At 65.4% G+C, this 19,732-nt stretch carries 19 protein-coding genes; 17 read left to right on the plus strand and 2 right to left on the minus strand.

The annotated features are described in order from the left end of the window. Positions 1 to 38: 38 nt before the first annotated feature. The 7 genes from ASG77_RS05330 to ASG77_RS05360 all read left to right on the plus strand — a co-directional run bounded on the left by ASG77_RS05330 (position 39) and on the right by ASG77_RS05360 (position 9,737). Positions 39 to 839, plus strand: a complete 801-nt coding sequence (locus ASG77_RS05330; RefSeq protein WP_056342084.1) for a DUF4194 domain-containing protein — start codon at positions 39 to 41, stop codon at positions 837 to 839. Beyond that, positions 836 to 4,315, plus strand: a complete 3,480-nt coding sequence (locus tag ASG77_RS05335; protein WP_056342087.1) for an ATP-binding protein — start codon at positions 836 to 838, stop codon at positions 4,313 to 4,315. The genes ASG77_RS05330 and ASG77_RS05335 overlap by 4 nt, the downstream gene beginning before the upstream one ends. Before the next feature lie 223 nt (positions 4,316 to 4,538). Continuing rightward, positions 4,539 to 5,630, plus strand: a complete 1,092-nt coding sequence (locus ASG77_RS05340) for an iron-siderophore ABC transporter substrate-binding protein (protein WP_056342090.1) — start codon at positions 4,539 to 4,541, stop codon at positions 5,628 to 5,630. Positions 5,631 to 5,640: 10 nt separating this feature from the next. After that, on the plus strand, positions 5,641 to 6,780 hold the full coding sequence (locus ASG77_RS05345; RefSeq protein ID WP_082575855.1) for a FecCD family ABC transporter permease: 1,140 nt from the start codon (positions 5,641 to 5,643) through the stop codon (positions 6,778 to 6,780). Positions 6,781 to 6,803: 23 nt separating this feature from the next. Further along, positions 6,804 to 7,883 (plus strand): iron chelate uptake ABC transporter family permease subunit, encoded by a 1,080-nt coding sequence (locus ASG77_RS05350; RefSeq protein ID WP_200950667.1) that lies wholly within the window; start codon positions 6,804 to 6,806, stop codon positions 7,881 to 7,883. 1 nt (position 7,884) lies between these two features. Then, on the plus strand, positions 7,885 to 8,700 hold the full coding sequence (locus ASG77_RS05355; RefSeq protein ID WP_056342099.1) for an ABC transporter ATP-binding protein: 816 nt from the start codon (positions 7,885 to 7,887) through the stop codon (positions 8,698 to 8,700). Next, positions 8,697 to 9,737 carry a siderophore-interacting protein gene (locus ASG77_RS05360; RefSeq protein WP_056342102.1) on the plus strand — a complete coding sequence of 347 codons (1,041 nt, stop codon included), beginning with the start codon at positions 8,697 to 8,699 and terminating at the stop codon, positions 9,735 to 9,737. Before ASG77_RS05355 ends, ASG77_RS05360 begins: the two co-directional genes overlap by 4 nt. 218 nt (positions 9,738 to 9,955) lie before the next feature. On the opposite strand, the gene ASG77_RS22900 is transcribed toward ASG77_RS05360, so the two are convergent. Then, a complete protein-coding gene (locus tag ASG77_RS22900; protein WP_200950665.1) occupies positions 9,956 to 10,885 on the minus strand; it encodes a glycoside hydrolase family 16 protein in 930 nt (309 codons plus the stop codon). Between the two features lie 404 nt (positions 10,886 to 11,289). On the opposite strand from ASG77_RS22900, the gene ASG77_RS05370 reads away from it, so the two are divergent. The 5 genes from ASG77_RS05370 (at position 11,290) to ASG77_RS05390 (ending at position 16,297) form a co-directional block, all read left to right on the plus strand. Then, on the plus strand, positions 11,290 to 12,153 hold the full coding sequence (locus ASG77_RS05370) for an SGNH/GDSL hydrolase family protein (protein WP_056342162.1): 864 nt from the start codon (positions 11,290 to 11,292) through the stop codon (positions 12,151 to 12,153). A 221-nt stretch (positions 12,154 to 12,374) separates the two neighbouring features. Next, positions 12,375 to 13,466: an extracellular solute-binding protein gene (locus ASG77_RS05375; RefSeq protein ID WP_056342105.1), complete on the plus strand. Its 1,092-nt coding sequence runs from the start codon at positions 12,375 to 12,377 to the stop codon at positions 13,464 to 13,466. 1 nt (position 13,467) lies between these two features. Further along, positions 13,468 to 14,352 carry an ABC transporter permease gene (locus ASG77_RS05380; RefSeq protein WP_056342107.1) on the plus strand — a complete coding sequence of 295 codons (885 nt, stop codon included), beginning with the start codon at positions 13,468 to 13,470 and terminating at the stop codon, positions 14,350 to 14,352. Next, complete coding sequence (locus ASG77_RS05385) at positions 14,339 to 15,166, plus strand: ABC transporter permease (protein WP_056342111.1); 828 nt, start codon at positions 14,339 to 14,341, stop codon at positions 15,164 to 15,166. Before ASG77_RS05380 ends, ASG77_RS05385 begins: the two co-directional genes overlap by 14 nt. Before the next feature lie 9 nt (positions 15,167 to 15,175). After that, positions 15,176 to 16,297: an ABC transporter ATP-binding protein gene (locus ASG77_RS05390; RefSeq protein WP_056342113.1), complete on the plus strand. Its 1,122-nt coding sequence runs from the start codon at positions 15,176 to 15,178 to the stop codon at positions 16,295 to 16,297. A gap of 68 nt (positions 16,298 to 16,365) precedes the next feature. Here the strand turns inward: ASG77_RS05390 and ASG77_RS05395 are convergent, their stop codons facing one another. Further along, positions 16,366 to 16,653, minus strand: coding sequence for a YciI family protein (locus ASG77_RS05395; RefSeq protein ID WP_056342116.1), 288 nt, complete (start codon positions 16,651 to 16,653; stop codon positions 16,366 to 16,368). A gap of 82 nt (positions 16,654 to 16,735) precedes the next feature. On the opposite strand from ASG77_RS05395, the gene ASG77_RS05400 reads away from it, so the two are divergent. The 5 genes from ASG77_RS05400 (at position 16,736) to rpsN (ending at position 19,043) form a co-directional block, all read left to right on the plus strand. Further along, positions 16,736 to 17,227, plus strand: coding sequence for a MarR family winged helix-turn-helix transcriptional regulator (locus ASG77_RS05400; protein WP_056342119.1), 492 nt, complete (start codon positions 16,736 to 16,738; stop codon positions 17,225 to 17,227). Between the two features lie 75 nt (positions 17,228 to 17,302). Next, positions 17,303 to 18,064 (plus strand): SGNH/GDSL hydrolase family protein, encoded by a 762-nt coding sequence (locus ASG77_RS05405; RefSeq protein WP_056342122.1) that lies wholly within the window; start codon positions 17,303 to 17,305, stop codon positions 18,062 to 18,064. Positions 18,065 to 18,329: 265 nt separating this feature from the next. Next, the gene (rpmB, locus tag ASG77_RS05410) at positions 18,330 to 18,566 is read left to right on the plus strand and encodes a 50S ribosomal protein L28 (protein ID WP_056342125.1); all 237 of its coding nucleotides are present in this window, start codon (positions 18,330 to 18,332) and stop codon (positions 18,564 to 18,566) included. Next, positions 18,566 to 18,733: a 50S ribosomal protein L33 gene (gene rpmG, locus ASG77_RS05415; protein ID WP_013602737.1), complete on the plus strand. Its 168-nt coding sequence runs from the start codon at positions 18,566 to 18,568 to the stop codon at positions 18,731 to 18,733. The genes rpmB and rpmG overlap by 1 nt, the downstream gene beginning before the upstream one ends. A 4-nt stretch (positions 18,734 to 18,737) precedes the next feature. Further along, a complete protein-coding gene (gene rpsN / locus ASG77_RS05420) occupies positions 18,738 to 19,043 on the plus strand; it encodes a 30S ribosomal protein S14 (RefSeq protein WP_026266887.1) in 306 nt (101 codons plus the stop codon). Positions 19,044 to 19,732 lie beyond the last annotated feature (689 nt).

A 19,732-nucleotide genomic window follows, 5' to 3' on the forward strand; every position in this document is an offset into this window, starting at 1 on the left:
CAGGGTTCCCTGGCCGAGCTAGCGAGGTTAGGGGGCAGATGGGGAGCGAGACCGAGACCCCCGGGATTTCGATGAGCTCAATCACCCGGGGCGCCGGAGTCACGCCCCGGGACACGTTTGTGGACGGCGCGGCCCTGTTTCCCGGCGACACCGGCGTTCTCCCGATGAAGGTGCGTCAGGCGCTGGTCAAGCTGCTCAAGGGCCCGTACGTCGACGGCGGCCGCGACGAGAAACTGTGGACCACGCTGCTGGACAACCAGATCATCCTGCGCAGCCGCCTGTCCGAGCTGTTCCTGACCCTGCAGCTGGACCACGAGCGCAAGATCGCCGTCCTTCGCCCGGTGGATCCTGAGGCCATCGGCGGCAGCAGCCGGTCGAGCATTCTGCGCCAACAGCGTGCGCTGAGCCGGGTGGAGACCATCGTGCTGCTCCGCCTGCGGATGCTGCTGGACCGCCACGTCACCGCCCAGACCGATGCCACCATCACCCGTGAGGAAATCGCCGACCTCGTGGCCCACTACCAGCCCGCCGGCCAGCAGGACGCGCTGCGGGATTCGGACGTGGTCACCCGGGCCATCACCAAGCTCCTGGCCCGCCAACTGCTCCTCACCACCGGCCTGGACGACGTCTACACCATCTCCAACGCTCTCCCGCTTGCCCTCCCCTTCGAAAACATCGGCGACATCCCCGCCCAAATCGAAGCCCTGGTAGCAGCCACCGCAGACCCCACAGGCACAGAAGCACTGATAGAGCTCGACGGCGACAGTTCCGCAGATGACGACGGTGGAGACGGCGACGGCGCGGTTGCCTCGACCACCGAAACGGAGGAAGCCAAGTGAGCATCGCAACCATGCTGCCGATGGGCGAGCTCACGAACCCCGGCCAGATGCGCCTCGCCTTGGTGCAGGTGGTCAACTGGGGCACGTTCCACGGGGCGCACACGATGCACGTGGACCGGAACGGAACCCTGCTGACGGGCAACTCGGGCGTGGGCAAGTCCACGCTGTTTGACGCCATGCTGCGCGTATTCGATGCCCGGCCGCGCTCCAACGAGGCCGCGGCCCAGCGTGCCGGCGGTGCTGTGGAGGACAAGAGGACCACCTTCACGTACATGCGCGGCAAGGTGGGCGACAAGGCCGTTGGCGAAGGCTCGGCCAGTGCGTTCCAGCGACCCGGTGCCACCTGGTCCGCCGTCGCCCTGACGTTTGATAACGCCGCGGGCACCCGCATCACGGTGTCCGCACTGTTCGACCTGCCCAAAAACGGCACGGAGTCCAGCGTTGGGCGTTTCTACGTGATCGACAGCAAGCCGCTGGACCTGCCGGCCATCGAGGACATCGCGGACAAGCGCTTCACCAAGGCTGCGCTGGAGACCATCTTCCCGGACGCCCAGATCTTCGATGTCCACAAGGCCTTCGCGGAGCGTTTCCGCCGGCTCCTCGGCATCAGTTCGGACCAGGCTCTGCCCCTGCTGCGCGTGATCCAGGCCGGCAAGGGCCTGGGCGGCAGCGTCAATACCTTCTTCCGCGACCAGGTCCTGGACGCCCCCGCTACCCTCGCCGCGGCCGATGACGTGGTGGAGGAATTCAGCAACCTCATGTCCATCCGGCAGCGGCTGGAGGACGTGCGGCAGCAGCGGGACCAGCTGGCCCCCGTGCCCGGCCTGAACAAGGAATACGCGCAGTCGCTCCTGGACGCGAACCGGCTCCGTGAGCTGTCGGGCGAGGAGTTCGAAGCCTATAAGCAGCAGCTCGCCGTCACAGTGCACCAGAAAACACTGGCCCGGTTCAAGGAGCTGGCCCAGGCGAAAGCCAAGGAGCTGGGCGCGGAACGCTCGGTCCGCGACGGGCTGGCCAAGGAACTGCGCCAGCTGGAGACCGATTACAACAACCAGGGCGGCAACGCGATCTCCGCGATCGAGCAGTCGCTGGACAACGCCAAGGTGGGTCTGCGGCTCCGCGAACAGGTGGAGGAAGCGGCCCGCAAGGCCCTTTCCGACGCCGGCCTGCAGCTGGAGTGGACCGCTGAAGGTTGGGAACAGGCCCACGAGCAGGCTGCCGTCAGGTCGGCCGAGCTCAAGGACGACTCCCAGGCCCTGCAGGAGCTCCGCTTCGAAGCCTTCGACGGCCACGCCACCAAAAAGCGTGAGCTGGCGGCGGCCCAGCAGGAGCTGCTGTCGCTGAAGACGCGCAAGTCCCTGCTGCCGCCGTCGAGCATTGAAAACCGGGCGGCAATCGCTGCGGCCACCGGCGTTCCTGAGGACCGGATGCCGTTCGGCGGCGAGCTGATGGACCTCGCCGAAGGGGAGGAACAGTGGCGGCCCGCCGCGGAGCGCGCGCTCCGGAACCTCGCCACCACGTTGCTGGTCCCCGGCGAACATTTCGCCGCAGTCACCCGCTACCTGAACGACAACAAAGTCCGTGGCGCCCTGCGCGCGGTGGACGTGTCCAAGCCGCTCGCGGGCGGCGCGCTGGCCGTGGAGGACGTGCGCGACGGCGACTTCCTCACCAAGCTGGATATCCTCGCCAGCGGCGCGGTGGCGGACGCCGGGGAATGGATCCGGGAGCGGATCGCCCTCGATTTCGCCTACCCGTGCGTCGAGGACCCCGACGAGCTGGCCACCCTGGACAAGGGCCTGAGCCTGGGAGGTGTGGTCAAACGCAATCGGCACACGGTGGAGAAGGACGACCGTTTCACCAGCCGCCAGGACTACGTGCTCGGGTTCGACAACGCCGCCAAGCTGGAACTCGTGGCCGCCCAGGTGGAGGACCTGCAGCAGGAGCTCGCCAAGGCCGCCGAGCTGGCCCAGAGCCGTGAAGAGTCGCATCAGGGCATGAGCCGGCAGCTCGATGCCCTCCGACGAATCGCGGAGGACCACCGGCCCTGGGAACAGGTGTCCGCTGCCGTCGCCGCCGATGAACTCACCCGGATTGAACAGCGGCTCAAGGATGCCCTCGCGGCCCAGGCCGACCTGGAACCGCTGCGGGCCAACATCGAAACGGCGCGGCAGAAACACCAGGCCAGCACTGAAGCCGCAGCAGTCCTGCAGAGCGAATACAAGGCTCTGGACCGGCAAATGAGCGCCGCCGATTCGCTGCTGGAAGCCGCGCGTGCCCGCCTGGAGCAGACGCCGCCGTCGGACGCCACCGTCACTGCGCTGGAACCGTACTTCACCGACTTCGGCGACGTCAGCGAGATGCATGAGCTGGACAACCTGGCCAACCGCGTCCGGACGGCGCTGCTCGGGGAGCTGCACGCCGCCGAGACGCGCGGGCAGTCAACCTCCGAGCGGCTGACCCGGATCTTCGAGGGCTTTGTGCGCGAGTGGGGCTCCGCGATCTCCGCGGACCACGGCACCTCCATCGGTGCGGCAGGGGAGTTCGAAGGCCGCTACCACGCCATCATCAGCGACGGCCTGCCCGCCCAGGAGTCCGAGTTCCGGCAATTCTTCAACCAGCGCACGCACGAATCGTTCAGCACGCTGCTACACCTGCTGGACGAGGAGCGGCGGTCCATCACCAGCCGCATCCTGCCGCTCAACGGCATCCTGTCCGAGGTCAACTTCCATGAGGGCAGCTTCCTGGAACTGGACATCAAGCAGACCCTGCCGGCCACGGCCAAGCAATTCAAGGACGCTATCCAGAACGCGCTGAAGGCCCGGCACACTCGGCCCGCCCGCGCCGGATCCGGCCCGGAAAGCGGGGGAGGCGACGACGCCGAGCTCACCGCCCGGTACAAGACCCTCGAAACGCTCGTAAAGCGGCTCGGCTCGCCCACCCCGGAAGACCGGCGCTGGCGCGCCGAAGTGCTGGATGTCCGCGGGCACCTGTTCATCCAGTGCAAGGAGCACCGTGAGGTGACCGGTTCGCCGTCAGGCGGCAAGAGCGCCAGGAAGTCCGGCGGCAAGCGGACCGACGTTTACATGCACGCGGACACCGGCTCCATGTCCGGCGGCGAGCGGCAGCGTTTCACCGCGTTCATCATGGCAGCGGCGCTGAGCTACCAGCTGGGCATCGCCGAGCAGGGGTTCACCACGTACGGCACCGTGATGATGGACGAGGCGTTTGTGCTGGCGTCGGAGGAGTTCGCCGGCGCCGGGATCAAGGCGCTGCACGAGTTCGGATTCCAGCTGCTGCTGGCCGCCCCGGAGAACGTGATCGACCTGTCCCGGCACCTGGGCTCCGTGACGGAGATCCTGCGGGACAAGCGCACCAACCGGTCCGGCGTGCTCACCGCCCCGGTGATCCGGCCCAGTCCCGGCGCGGAAGGTCAGTGGCGGTCCGAGGCGAACCCGGTGGACATCGTGCTCCGCTGACCCGGACGCTCTCTCACTTAATTCGGGTTTTTTACCAACGCTCTCTCACTTTGTTGAGGAAAGTGAGAGAGCGTTGGTGTTTTTCTGCGTTAAGTGAGAGAGCGTCGGGGTGGCGGGCTGTGTGCTTCGTCACGTAGGGCAATTAAGCTACGCAAACCTTGCGTAATGCAGCGGAGGGTAGGCTAGCCTTACTTAGGTTCGCTTCATTCACCTAAGGAGTTCCGTGACTTCCCCCTTCTTCTCCGGCCCGAGTGCCACCCGCCGCACGCTGTTCAAGTCAGCCGGCAAGGCAACGGCCGTTCTGGCCGCAGCGGCACTCACCCTCTCCGCTTGCGCCACGGGACCCGCGTCCTCCTCATCGGACGCCACTTCGTCCAGCTCCAGCAGCTCGCAGTTCCCGGTCACCATCAAGCACGTCTTCGGTGAAGCCACCGTCAAGGAACAGCCCAAGCGCGTCGTCACCGTCTCCTGGGTCAACGACGACGTTGCGATCGCCCTCGGAGTGGTCCCGGTGGGCGTCCCCAAGAACGAGTGGGGCGGCAACGAGCAGGGCTCCACGCCCTGGAAGGACGCGGCGCTGAAGGATCTCGGCGCGAGCTTCGGTTCCGACAAGGCTCCGGTCCAGTTCTCCGAGGCCGACGGCATCAACTTCACCGAGATCGCCAAGCTCACCCCGGACGTCATCCTGGCCGCCTACTCCGGCCTGACCGAAGAGGACTACAAGAAGCTCAGCGAGATCGCCCCCGTGGTGGCGCACCCCGAGGTTGCCTACGGAACTTCGTGGCAGGATTCAACCTCCATCATCGGCAAGGCCCTGGGCAAGGAGGCTGAGGCTACCAAGCTCATCGCCGATACCGAGGCCACCGTCAAGACGGAAGCTGCCAAGTACCCGCAGATCGCCGGCAAGAGCTTCGTCTACGGTTACACCGATCCCTCGGACCTCACTGCCACGGGCTTCTACACCGCCAATGACAACCGTCCGAAGTTCCTCTCAGCTATCGGGATGAAGCTGGCCCCGGTCGCCGAGAAGGCTTCAGCCGGCTCCAAGGACTTCTTCGTGCCGTGGGCCGCCGAGAAAGCCAACGAACTTGAGGCCGATATCTTCCTGAGCTCGGTTGAGGATACCGCCACCGCCGCGGCCGTCAAGAGCGACCCCCTGCTGGGCCAGATTCCGGCCGTCAAGAACGGCGCGTTCGTTGCCGACGCGGACAAGAGCCTGGTCCTGGCAATCTCGGCCTCCTCGCCGCTGAGCCTGCCGTGGGCGCTGGACACGTTCCTCCCGCAGCTCGCCACCGCCGCGGATGCAGTGAAGTAAGCACCGTTCCATGACGGAAAGTACGACGGCGGCACCCGCCGGACAGCGCGAACGGACAGTTGCGGCCTCGATCGGGTCGCAACGAGGGCCCCAAGTGTCCGTTCGCGCCGGTCGATTGGCCAGCGCCCGTCGATTGGCCCGCACCGGCGGGAAGGCCAGAACCAGGCAGGTTGCCTGGCTGCTGGCCGCCGTCGTCGTACTTTCTTTGTTGGCCGCCGCTTCCCTGGCCATAGGCGCCCGGGGCCTTTCCCTGACCACCGTGTGGCAGGCGCTCGCCCAGTTCGATCCCGCCAACGGGGACCACGCCGTGGTCCACGCACGCATCCCGCGCACCGTCCTCGGCATCCTCGTTGGCGGCGCCCTGGGCCTGGCTGGCGCCGCCATGCAGGGCGTTGCCCGCAACCCGCTGGCAGACCCAGGCATCATGGGCGTCAATGCCGGCGCCGCGCTGGCCGTGGTCACCGGCATCTACCTTTTCGGCGTCACCTCCCTGAGCGGCTACATCTGGTTCGCTTTTATTGGCGCCGGAGCCGCCGCCGTCGTCGTCTACGTCGTCGCGTCCATGGGCAGGGAGGGTGCGACGCCGGTCAAGCTCGCCCTCGCCGGCGCCGCGCTCAGCGCCGGGCTCTATTCCCTGATGAGCGTCATTCTCGTCTCCAGCCAGGACACCCTGGACCGCTTCCGGTTCTGGCAGGTGGGCGGAATCTCCGGCCGCGACTGGGCGGTGGTGCTCCCGGGCCTCCCGTTCCTGGCCGTCGGGGCACTCATAATTCTGGGCACCGGCCGCATCCTCAACAGCCTCGCGTTGGGTGATGACATCGCCCGCGGCCTGGGCCAGCGTGTGGGCCTGAGCCGGGGAGTCACCGCCCTGGGCATCGTGCTGCTGTGCGGCTCCGCGACGGCCTTGGCAGGGCCCATCGGCTTTGTTGGCCTGGTCATTCCGCACGCGGTCCGCTCACTCACCGGCCCCGACTACCGCTGGATCCTGCCGTTCTCCCTGGTCCTCGCGCCGGCACTTTTGCTCGGCGCGGACATCATCGGCCGCGTTGTGCTGCTTCCCGGCGAGGTCCCGGCCGGCATTATGACCGCACTCGTGGGTGCGCCCGTCTTCGTCTGGCTCATCCGCCGTGGCAAGGGGGCCGGACTGTGACCACGCTCGAACCCCCCGCCGAGATGGCACTTGAGGGCAATCGCACGCGCAAACATTGGCGTGAACTGCCATCTCGCGTGCTGACCCCGACCTTTTTCCTCGCCTTCGGCGTCGTGGTTATGTTCGCCATCCATGTGCTCCTGGGCAGCTACACCGTGACCATCCCGGACTTTTTCAAGATCCTCATCGGACACCTGACCGGCGGCGAAAGAATCCCGGGCGCAAGCTTCATTGTTATGGAGAACAAGCTGCCCCGGGCCGTCATCGGCGTGATGATCGGCGCCGCGTTCGGCCTCTCCGGCGGCCTGTTCCAGACCATGCTCCGCAACCCGCTGGCCAGCCCCGACGTGATCGGCATCAGCTACGGGGCCAGCGCGGCCGCGGTCACCGCCATCGTGATCTTCGGCGCCACCGGTCCCGCCGTGACCGGGGCGGCACTTGGCGGCGCGCTGGGCATCGCAGCGCTGATTTACGCCATCTCCCGCGGTCCGTCATTGGGCTCCGGCGGCGGCAACCGGGGGAACGCCGCGGGTAACCGGCTGATCCTGGCCGGTGTGGGCATCGCCGCCGCCCTGCATGCGGTGGTCAACTTCATGATGACCCGCGCAGACATCCGCACGGCAGCCGACGCACTCGTCTGGCTCAACGGCTCCCTCAACCCCGCCAACTGGGACCGGGCGGGCATGCTCTCACTGGCGCTGCTGGTCCTGGTCCCCGCCGTCATTGCCCTGGCCGGGCCGCTGCGCATCCTGGAACTCGGCGACGACGCCGCGGCCGGGCTGGGCATCCGCGTAGGGTTCATCCGCCTCGCCGTGGTGGTCACCGCCGTCGCACTCGCCGCAGTGGCGACGGCGGCCGCCGGGCCGGTCTCGTTCGTCGCCTTCCTGGCCGGCCCGATCGCCCGGCGCTTCACCCGCAAAGCCAGCCTCCCGGCGTCGGCCCTGGTGGGTGCGCTGATTGTCCTCACGGCCGATTACGTCGCGGCCAACCTCGCCCCCCTGCTGCTGGACGGCACCGTGCTGCCGGTCGGTGTTATCACCGGCGCGCTCGGTGCCCCGTTCCTGCTGTGGCTTCTGGTCACGGCCAACCGAAAGGATGCCTGACATGGCCGTTCTCAGCGCCCAGGACCTCACCCTCAAATACGACCAGCGCTGCGTGGTGGACCGCCTCACGGCGGAAATCCCCGAGGGCAGGGTGACCATGATTGTGGGTGCCAACGCCTGCGGCAAGTCCACGCTCCTCCGCGGCCTGTCCCGGCTCCTCAAACCCGCCTCCGGCACGGTGACCCTGGACGGCAAGGACATCCACGCCCGGCCGGCCCGTGAACTGGCGCGCACCCTTGGGCTCCTCCCGCAGCACCCCACCGCGCCGGACGGCATCGCTGTCCGCGACCTCGTGGGCCGTGGGCGGTATCCGCACCAGGGCTTCTTCCGCAGCTGGAGCACCGAGGACGACGCCGCCGTGCAGCGCGCGCTCGAAGCGACAGAAACGCTGGAACTCGCTGAGCGGAACGTCGATGAACTCTCCGGCGGCCAGCGCCAGCGCGTCTGGATCGCCATGGCGCTGGCCCAAGAAACCGACGTGCTCCTGCTGGACGAACCCACCACCTACCTGGACCTGGCGCACCAGGTGGAAGTCCTGGACCTGGTCACGGACCTGAACCGCAAGCGCGGTACCACCGTGGCCATCGTCCTGCACGACCTGAACCTGGCGGCACGCTACGCGGACCATGTCATCGCCATGAAGGGCGGCGAGATCGTGGCCCTGGGCGACCCCATCGACGTTGTCACCGAAAAGATGGTCCGCGACGTCTTCGGCCTTGAGTCCCGGGTAATTCCCGATCCCGTCTCGGGCACACCCCTGATCATCCCCATCGGCCGCCATCACGCCGCCGCAACCGAACTGGAGCTCGTTTCATGAAGACCCGCGACATCGCCGCCACCGAGCCCATGACCCTGGCTTTCGAGGTGACCGTTTCCTCTGTGCAGGAGCTGAGCCCCAACTTCCGCCGGATCACCTTCGGCGGGTACTCGCTGCGGGACTTCGGCGTTAACGGCGACACCCTCGACCTGCGGATCAAGCTGATGATCCCTTCCCTGGCGTCCGACGGCACAAAGCTGCCGCTGCCGGTCTTCGAAATGGCGCAGGCCGGCTGGTACCAGGAATGGCTGGCCATGGACCCCGCAGTCCGCGGCTCGATGCGCACGTACACGGTCCGCCAGTCCCGGCTCGATGCCGTTTATCCGGAAATTGACGTTGACTTTGTGATGCACTTCGATGCCGACGGCCACGGCGGTCCCGCCGCGAACTGGGCCCAGAACGCCCAGCCGGGCGACGCCATCACTATCATCGGCCCCAACAGCCGAGCCGCCCAGTGCTACACCGCCGAGGTCTACGGTGGCATCGAGTGGCGGCCCGGAATGGCCCAGCGTGTCCTGCTCGCCGGCGACGAAACCGCCATCCCCGCTATCTCAGCCATCCTCGAAAGCCTGCCGTCCTACATGACCGGCCACGCCCTCCTGGAAGTACCGGAAGCCGGCGACTTCCTCCACCTCAAGACGGACGCCGACATCGACATCACCTGGCTTGCCCGCGGCGCCGCCATTGGCCGCTCACGCCCGCACGGCGAGCTGCTGCAACAGGCAGTGCGCACTGCAGTTCCCGTTCCCGGCTGGGTGGGCATCAAAGCGTCCGACGCCGGCGCGGGCCCGGAGCCCGAAGACGTCAATGTGGACGTGGACATCCTCTGGGAGACGCCCGCGCGGATGGAAACAGCCGAAATCGAGGCCACCAAGAACCCCGACATGCCTGCCGGCGCCATGCCTTTCTACGCCTGGATCGCCGGTGAGGCTGCCGTCATCAAGGACATGCGGCGGTACCTGGTGCGGGACGTGGGGATTGACCGGAAGCAGGTTGCCTTCATGGGGTACTGGCGCCAGGGCAAGGCCGAGGTATAAGGCCTTCCGTCGTATGCGGCGGTTGGGTGCGCCGCAACCGCCGCCTTGCCGTCGCTTAGCGGTTGGACCCGTCCCAAACTTCGCAAGCTCAGTTCGGGGCCCTCGGGTCCGCCCTTCCTCCCGACGCTGCGCTCCTACGCAAGACAGCGGCTGCGGCTCGTTGGGCCTGTCACGTCCAACGCTCTCTCACTTCCTGTGGGTTTTTTCCAAACGCTCTCTCACTTGTAGACGCGGACCCAATCGACCTGCATCTGCGAGGGCTTGGTGGCGGAGCCGTCCGGGAACCAATCCAGCTGCAATGTCTGCTTCATGGCGACAGAGGGCTGGTGCGCAGGGTTCGGGTCAGTGAAGGTCTTTACTCCGTCGACGTATCCGCTGATGCCGGCCGGGGTCCACTCCACCGCGTAGTTGTGCCACTGTGTGCTATCGACGGGCGTCGCCGTTGTGGTCTGGAAATCCGCTCCACCACAGGCGTAGTGCAGGAAGAACCTCATCACGGAGGTGACTGTGCTGCCCTCGGCATAATCGATCTCGGCACAGTTCGGGGCAGCGTTGTTGTTGAGGATCAGGACCGGGTGGTATTTCGGGTCCCGTGAATTGGTTTTCATGCGCGTTTCCCAGCGACCATACCTTTGTTCCGCGAACTTTGCCGACATGCCGCCCGTGGTGCCGGCTGCGTCTCCACTAACGGTGGCCACGCCGTTGGCAACCGACCAAGCCTGGGGACTGCGCAGGCCTTTGCCGGCATGCCCAGCACTGTTATAGACACTCCATTTTGTCCGGTCCGGTGCGCCGGTGTAGGAGAATTCGTCGCCCGTCAGGACCGGGCCCCAACCGAAGGCGGCAGCTGCCTGCGCACCGTCACCCGTCGTGGCGAGAGCCTGGCCGGCTGCGGGCCCCGGCTGGGCCGGGGCCGGGGCAGCGGCAAGCGCGGGCGCCGGCGGCGCTACGGCTGCAGCCGGGGCTGCCTCCGCCGAAGCGGGGGTCTGGCTGCTGCTCGAAGCCGTGGGCGCAGGAGACGCTGCGGCTGAAGACGCCGTGGCTGCGGCAGTGGGGGCTGGAGTGGACGCGCGGCCAGCCGAGGATGGGGCAGAGGCCCCATTGGTCGTAGGGGCTAGGCTGCATCCTGTCAGGGACAAAGCACCCATGGTGGTTATGATGGCTATTTTCTTGAACAAGATACCTCCGGGCTAGGACTGGAAGAAACTACTGATGCACTTGAGACGATGACGAGTGCGGAAAGCATCCTTGGGCCCCTTGGTGGGGCCGGAGCTAGCAGGCGCCGAAGGGGCGCATCGGGGGTCCAGTGATCGGGCGCCCGGGGCCCTGCATTGGGGCCAGCCGCCAACGTTACCTGATCGTGACCATCGGTCGCAAAAATGTGACAGGGGCTGAGCAGCTGCTGATGATCAGAGGCGGCGGCTTGGTGGACACGCCTTGCACCCGGCACTGAAAACGCTCCCTCGCGCTCTGCCTCTAGGTCTCAACCCTTCTGCACATCCTGTTGCTGTCCGTTTACCTTGGCGTTTCTTTGGGCGGCTACTTTCAGTGGATGGGTTCTAATCCTTTACGTTCGGACCGTGAGGGCCGGCGGGTGTTTGTTGCTTTGGGGGACTCGTTTACAGAAGGTGTCGGGGACCGGGATGAGCGGCTGCCCAACGGGGTCCGGGGGTGGGCTGACCGGGTGGCGGAGAAGCTGGCCAAGGCTGGTCCGGGGTGGGAATATGCCAACCTGGCCATCAGGAGCAAGCGCCTGCGTCACGTCATCACCGACCAGCTGGAACCGGCGCTGGCCATGAGGCCCACGCTGATCACGCTGTACGCCGGCGGAAACGACATCCTGGACATCGGCACGGACATGGCTGCCCTGATGGACGAGTACGAGGACCTCGTGGCGCGACTCGCCGGGACCGGGGCCACGGTGGTCCTGTTCACCGGCTTCGACGTCAAAGTCTCGGCCGTTCTGGAGCTGCTGAAGAAGCGGAACACGGTCTACAACCAGCGCGTCCGCGAGATCTCTGCGAAATACGGGACGGTCCTGGTGGATTACTGGTGCCTGGACGCCTTCCATGACCGGCGGATGTGGGACTCGGACCGCCTCCACATGTCCAAGGCGGGCCACAAGTACCTCGCCGGGCAGGTGCTGGACCAGCTCGGGGTGCCCCACAAAATCCGACTCAAGGACTGGGACCCGCCGGCGCGGCTCAGCCTCCGGGAGTGGGAACAGCGGCAGCGTCGTTGGGTTAACGACTGGGTGCTGCCGCTTTTTGGCCGCAAAATCAGGGGCGTCACCCTTGGGGATGCACTGGCGCCGCGCTGGCCGGAACCTGTCAAGGTGCCGCGGAAGCGCGGGCTGAAGAAGCTGATGGACCGGGACTCGGTGCTCAAGAACAGCCCGAAAGCCAGTGGTTCGTAAACAGCTGTTGACTTGTGTGCAACATCACAGATACTGTTGCGGCACTGACGACGACTCAACGCGTCAGCTCTAGTCCGCTCAGCACTGCGTGGGCCGTTCGGGGCGTGAACCGTCGCCGTCGGGATGCCAGCGTGAACGCGGAATCCCCAACCTGCCCCTTCGGCACACGGCGTCCTTTGGCGTGCGCCGGGAGGGCCCCAGCCTTGAGAGGCACCACCGCGATGACTGACAGTTCCCTTCATTTTGACCGCAGGAAACTCCTGAAAGCAGCAGCGTTGACCCCATTCGCAGGCCTGGCACTGTCCGGCTGCGGGGCAAAGCCAGCCGATAGCGCGGCAGCCAACAAGACAGTCACGGTCACCTCCTACGGCGGCTCCTACAATGACCAGCTGACCCAGACGATTCTGGACCCCTTCTCCAAGCAGTCGGGGATCCAAACCACGCTGCTGGCCAACACCAGCCTGGCCGCGCTCAAGGCCCAGGTGCAGTCCGGGGACGTGCAGTGGGACCTCGTGGAAATCACCGCCCCGGAATACGAAACGGCCGTGGCAGAAGGCCTCCTGGAGCCGTTCGACTACGACATCATCAGCGACAAGGGCCTGCCCGGGTACGCCAAGGCGGAGTACGGCATCAAGTACCTGAGCTTCCTGTTCGTGATGGCCTGGGACCAGAAGGCCATCCCCGATGCGCAGGCCCCCAAGGACTGGGCGCAGTTCTTCGACCAGGGCAAGTACGATACCAAGCGCTCGGTCTACAACCAGCTCTCGGATAGCTCCGTGCTGGAGGCCGCACTCCTGGCCGACGGCGTGCCGTTCGACCAGATCTACCCGCTCGACGTCGACCGGGCCCTGCGCGTGCTGGGCCACCACCCCGGCAAGGACCGCCTGCTTTACCACGCGGCCAACCAGGAGCCCATCCAGCAGCTCACCTCGGGCGAGGTCTCGCTGTCCACGAGCTTCAACAACCGCATCAACGCGGCCCGCAACGACGGCGCCAAGCTGAACTTCAGCGCGGAAAACGCAGTGCTGGCCGGCGACTATTTCGTGGTGCCGAAGGGGGCCAAGAACAAGGAAGCCGCCTTCAAACTGATGAACTTCATGTCCAACGACGCCGAGGCCGGCGCCGCCTTCGATACGGTCACCAACCTGACCCTGGCCAACACCCCGGCGCTGTCCAAGCTGCCCAAGGAGGTCGCAGACACCCTGCCCACCAGTCCGCGCCTGGCCGACAAGATCCTGGTCCGTGACGACAAGTGGTGGTCGGAGAACCTGAAGAAGACCGAGCAGCAGTTCAAGCTGTGGCAGGCCAGCTGACATGAGCAACGCAACCTTGCAACGCGCGCGTCCGGAGGGACGCGCCCCGGCACCGGAGCAGGAGAAACCCCGACGGCGGCGCACCACCTGGTGGCTGCTGCTGGCCCCGATCCTGGCCTTCGACGTCGTACTGTTCCTCAGCCCGCTGGGCAAACTGGTGGGCTCGAGCTTCACCGGCAACGCCTACCAGCGCGTCCTCGAAGACCCGCTGGTGGTCCGTTCCCTGATCAACACCCTGAGCATCAGCCTGGCATCCACCATCGTCACCGTGGTCCTGGGCTACGTCATTGCCCTGGTGCTGTGGCGCTCAGGCACGGTGACCCGCGTGATCCTGTTCGCTGTGGTGTTGCTGCCCTTCTGGACCGGCATCCTGGTGAAGAACTTCGCGTGGGCCGTGCTACTTCAGGACAACGGCATCGTGAACTCCTTCCTCCAGACGGTGGGCCTCACCGATGCTCCCATTGAGCTGCTGCACAACCGGCTGGCCGTGATCATCGGCATGGTTCACTGCCTGCTCCCGTATGCGGTGTTCCCGATTTTCTCCTCGCTGACCTCCATCGATGACCGGCTTGCCCTGGCAGCGCGTTCGCTCGGGGCCAAGGAAGCCTCAATCTTCCGCCGGATCACCCTGCCGCTCAGCACGCCGGGCATCTCCGCGGCAGGCCTGCTCGTGTTCATCATCAGCACCGGCTTCTTCATCACCCCGGTGGTCATGGGCGGACCCGGCGACATGATGATCGCCAACCAGATCGACTACTACGCGCGCCAGCTCACCGACTTCTCCGGGGCCGCGGCCCTGGCCGTGATCCTGACAGTGCTGGTCAGCATCCTCGTTGCCATCTACCAGCGAGTGCTCAAGGCGGGAGGCCAACATGCAGACAACTAATCCCCGGCAGCGACTGCTGACGCTGCTTTCCATCCCGGTGTTCCTGTTCCTGGTGGTCCCGACGGCGATCGTGGTACCTGTTGCTCTTAACGACAGCCGCTACATCACGTTCCCGCCCGAAGGAATCTCGTTCGCCGCCGTCGCCGGCTTCTTCGCTGATAAGGCTTGGACCTCGGCCCTGACGGCCAGCCTCCAATCGGCAGCGATCGCCGTCGTGATCGGTGTGATTCTCGGCGCGACCGCGGCGATCGGCCTGCACGGACGCAAGTTCCCGGGCCAGCAGGCTGTCGTCGGGCTGATCCTGGCGCCGATGATCGTCCCCACCGTGGTGCTGGCGCTGGCGTTCTACCAGTTCTTCATCTCGCTCGGCGTACTGGGCAGCATCCTCCCCATCGGCCTGGCGCATGCCGTCATTGCCACCCCGTACGTGTACCTGACCACGCGAGCCAGCCTTGCCGGACTGAACCCGGCGCTGGTCAATTCGGCGCAGAGCCTGGGCGCCGGATGGCTGTCCGTGTTCCGGCACGTCTACCTGCCGGTCATCTTGCCTGGGCTGGTTTCCGGGGCGCTGTTTGCCTTCTCGGTCTCCATCGACGAGACCGTCATGTCCCTGTTCATGCAGTCGCCCAGCGCCACCACCCTGCCGGTGAAGATGTTCACCGACATCCAGTTCAACCTGACCCCCAAGATCGCGGTGTCCTCGGCTCTGTTGGTCACCGTGGCCACGCTGGGGCTCCTGTTCCAGGTCATGTTCGTTCTCAAACGGCGTTCCACCGCCAGGATGCTGCCGCTGGCCGTGTCCGCACCAAACTAAGGAAGGCCCATGACTACTTCAGTGATTTCCGCAGCAGCAAGCACCCGGACGACGGCGTCCGCGCAGGGTTCCATTGAACTCCGGCAGGTCCGCAAGACGTACGGCGATGTGGTTGCCGTCGACGAGCTGGACCTGGTGGTGGAACCCGGCGAATTCGTCACCCTGCTGGGACCGAGCGGATCCGGCAAGACCACCACCATGATGATGGTTGCCGGCTTCGAGGAGCACACGTCCGGGAGCGTCCTGATCGACGGAAAGCCCGTGGATTCGCTCCCTCCCCGGGACCGGAACCTGGGCGTCGTGTTCCAGAACTACGCCCTCTTCCCGCACATGAGCGCCCGCGAAAACGTGGAGTTCGCGCTCCGGATGCGCAAGGTGCCCAAGGCCGAACGGCGACAACGCGCCGATAGCGCACTGGAACGCGTTGGCCTGGGCAAGATGGGCGACCGGAAGCCACGTCAGCTCTCCGGCGGGCAGCAGCAGCGCGTGGCCCTGGCCCGCTCCCTGGTGTTCAACCCCGCCGCACTTCTCCTCGACGAGCCCATGGCCGCCCTCGACAAGCGGCTCCGCGAACACATGCAGGAGGAGATCAAGACGCTGCAGAAGAGCCTGGGCATCTCAGTCCTTTTCGTCACGCACGACCAGGACGAGGCAATGGCCATGTCGGACCGGATCGTGGTCATGAAGGACGGCAGGATCGTCCAGTCGGGCCCGCCCGAAGAGGTCTACAACCACCCGCTCACGGACTGGGTGGCCAGCTTCCTGGGCGACACGAACCTCATCCCGTGCACCGTTCTGGAACGCAAGGACGGCGAGGCGCTGGTTGACCTTGGCGGCCTGGGCCTGGGCAGGGTTCGCGACCGCGGCGTCACCGGCGAGAAATACGCCGTGTCCATTCGTCCGGAAAACCTCAAGTTCAGCTCCGAGGCAAGCACGGACAACTGCGGCAAGGCGTCGCTGGTCTCCTCGACCAACCTGGGCGCCACGGTGCGCCACCGCCTGACGGCCGGCGGTCACGAGCTCCAGGTGCGCGAACTCAGTTCAGATGCGACGGGTCGGCCCGCGCCAGCCGCGGAGCTGTTCGTGACCTGGGAGCCGGACAAGGCGCAGCTGCTGGTTCTGGAGCAGTAGGTGCTTCCGGGGAACTGCCGGGAATGCCGGGCAGTTCCCCGGAGCCTGCTGGCGCAGGGGCCAGGGACCTAGGTGTCCAGCAGGTTTTCGTAACCTTCTGCCACGGTCGTGGCGGTGAATTCGATAACTTCGAACTCGGCCACGCCGTTGCTGTAGAAAGGGTCCTTGGCCAACGCAGCATCCAGTGTGGTTCGGTCGGCCTTGGACAACAGCACGCCGCCCACCGCGGGAACCAGGCGTCCGGACGCAAGGAACACGCCGTCGTCGAACGCCTGCTGAACCCACGCCATATGCGCAGGGCGGTGATAGTCCACGATGTCTTCGGGCACCTTGTAGGTCAGCGATACAACAAACATAAAGTCAGCCTACCCGGATGGGTCCACGGGAACTGGTGCGTCACTTGAACGCTCAACCACGCTCTGCTTCTAGAATGGACGCATGACCGAACCGCGCTGGCTCAACGCCGACGAACGCCGTGCCTGGCTGGCACTCCTGAGCATCAACACGCTGTTGCCGGCTGCCCTGGACAACCAGCTCCACACCGCCGGCAAGGTGTCCCTGTTCGATTACAACGTCATGGCCATGCTGTCCGAAGCTGAGGGCCGCTTCCTGCCGATGAGCCAGCTGGCCGCCCGCACGAGTTCGTCGCTGTCCCGGCTCTCGCATGTGGTTGCCAAACTGGAGAAGCGCGGATGGCTGGAGCGGCGTCCGCACCCGCGCGATGCACGGGTCACCACCGCACACCTGTCCGACGTCGGGATGGCCACTTTGGAGGCGCTCGCACCGGGGCACGTGGAGGCGGTGCGCACCAAGTTCCTGGACGCGCTGACGGAACGCGACGTCAATGACCTCGCCCGCATCGGCGAAAAGATCGTTGCCCGGCTGGACGATGATCACTGGATCCTCCGCGAGACTGAAAGCCGGCCATAAGCCGTCGCCCTGATGGGAACCGTCCGGACAGGCCCCGCCTTGGTTGCTCCCGGCAACAGATGAAAGACTGACGCCATGGACTTTTCGACCCGGTATGTAGCGCTCGGCGATTCCTTCACGGAAGGGGTCGGGGATGACGATCCGAGCCGCCCCAACGGCGTCCGCGGCTGGGCGGATCGCGTGGCGGAGCAGCTGGGCGCGGCGGATCCCGGATTCGGCTACGCCAACCTGGCCATCCGCGGCAGGAAGCTCCGCCAGATCATGGCAGAACAGGTGGACGCCGCCGTCGAACTTAACCCCACCCTGGTGACCATTTACGCAGGTGCCAACGACATTCTGCGGCCCAGGATCGACATCGACGATCTGCTGGCGGAGTACGACGCCGGCATCCGCAAGCTGGCGGCCACCGGCGCCACAGTGGTGATGTTCAGCGGCTTCGACGCGCGCGGCTCGAAGGTCTTCAGCACTATGCGCGGCCGCACCGCCATCTACAACGAACTGGTCCGCGGCATTGCCGGGGACCATGGAGCGTTGCTTGTGGATTACTGGCGCTTTAACGAGTACTACGACTGGGGCATGTGGGCCCAGGACCGGATGCACATGTCCGCCGCCGGGCACGCCAACATGGCCAAGCGCGTCCTTACCGTCCTGGAGCACGACCACTCGATCGAAGTCCCGCCCATGACCCCGGTGCCCGAGCTGAACCGGGCCGAAGCCCTCCGCGCAAACGCCCGCTGGGTCCGCGAATTCGCCGGCCCCTGGGTGATCCGCCGTGTCACCGGCCAGTCCTCGGGCGACGGACTGGCGCCCAAGTACGCCCAGCTCACCCGCCTCTGAAGCAGCGCCCTCTTATACACCGTCTTTTACACCGTCCGAGCTCGGATTGGTCTTTAATTGCGTGAACTCGTAGACTTGGTGAGCGCTAAGTGCGCGGAGCGTGCGCAATTGCTCCGGTGGCCCGGTAATTTTCTCCAGGGTAGCCGGTAGTTAGGGGCTCAAGTTGCGTGACTAACCGTTCACCCTGATCATTTTGGGTCGCACTTAGCCGCATGATCCTGCAGCAGATATGCGGATCATTACATTCAATTCTTGAGGAGAAGTCATGGCAGCACACTGCCAAGTGACCGGAGCCGAGCCGGGCTTTGGGCACAGCATTTCGCACTCGCACCGTCGCAACAAGCGTCGGTTCGATCCGAACATCCAGAAGAAGCGCTACTGGGTTCCGTCCCTGCGCCGTAACGTCACTCTGCAGCTTTCTGCAAAGGGCATCAAGACCATCGACGTGCGCGGCATCGACGTAGTCGTCGCCGCCATCCTTGCTCGGGGAGTGAAGCTCTAATGGCTAAGGACAAGGACGTACGTCCGATCATCAAGCTCAAGTCGACTGCGGGCACGGGTTACACCTACGTGACGCGGAAGAACCGTCGTAACGACCCGGACCGCATGGTTCTGAAGAAGTACGATCCCAAGATCCGTCAGCACGTCGAATTCCGAGAGGAGCGCTAAACACATGGCTAAGAAGTCAATGATCGCAAAGAACGAACAGCGTAAAGTCATCGTTGAGCGTTACGCTGCAAAGCGCCTCGAACTGAAGAAGGCTCTGGTTGACCCCAACTCGACCGACGAAGTTCGCGAAGCAGCACGCCTCGGCCTGCAGAAGCTTCCCCGCAACGCGTCGCCCGTCCGTCTGCGGAACCGCGACATCATCGACGGCCGTCCCCGCGGTACCTTCCAGAAGTTCGGTATCTCCCGTGTTCGCTTCCGCGACATGGCTCACCGCGGTGAGCTCCCGGGCATCACCAAGTCTTCCTGGTAATCCAGCACCGCTGATTCCAGCTGCTTGAGAAGGGCCGGCAACCGTTTGGTTGCCGGCCCTTCTGCGTTTAAGGCTTCCGGTGCTTGAGGCCCCCGGTGATAGAACTTGTCGAGATCCGTGAGAGGTGTCGGCCAATGTGCCGCAGCACACAGAACTCACGTACGACGGCGGCGCCCGAATTTGGGTGCCGATGCCGGCTTTGGGCCCTGAATGGCGGGGTTAGGGCCCGTTGTGGGGGTGGATTTGCGGTGGGGGTTGGGTGGGTGTATTGTTTTCTAAGTCGCCGCGAGGGGAACAGCGAAGAGCTGGTTACCGCGGGCGGCCANAGCCCCTCAGATTCCCCGCTACGACGCGGATTCTGGGGGGCATAGGGTCCGTTGTGGGGGTGGATTTGCGGTGGGGGTTGGGTGGGTGTATTGTTTTCTAAGTCGCCGCGAGGGGAACAGCGAAGAGCTGGTTACCGCGGGCGGCCAAACCCCCTAATTCAAGACCAATTGTTGGTTGTTCTTTTGAGCGCCTTTGTTTGGTGGGGATGTGTTTTCTGCTGGTGCGGGTCCTGGAATATGGATTTGCATCGGGGCGGGAAACCGGGTAASTTTGAAAAGTTGCTCCGGAGCGATCCACGGCCGTTATGTTGGTTGTGGTGGTGCCGGGTGTGTCTGTTGTTTGAGAACTCAATAGTGTGCCAA

The sequence above is a fragment of the Arthrobacter sp. Soil762 genome (assembly GCF_001428335.1).
Classification (GTDB): domain Bacteria; phylum Actinomycetota; class Actinomycetes; order Actinomycetales; family Micrococcaceae; genus Arthrobacter.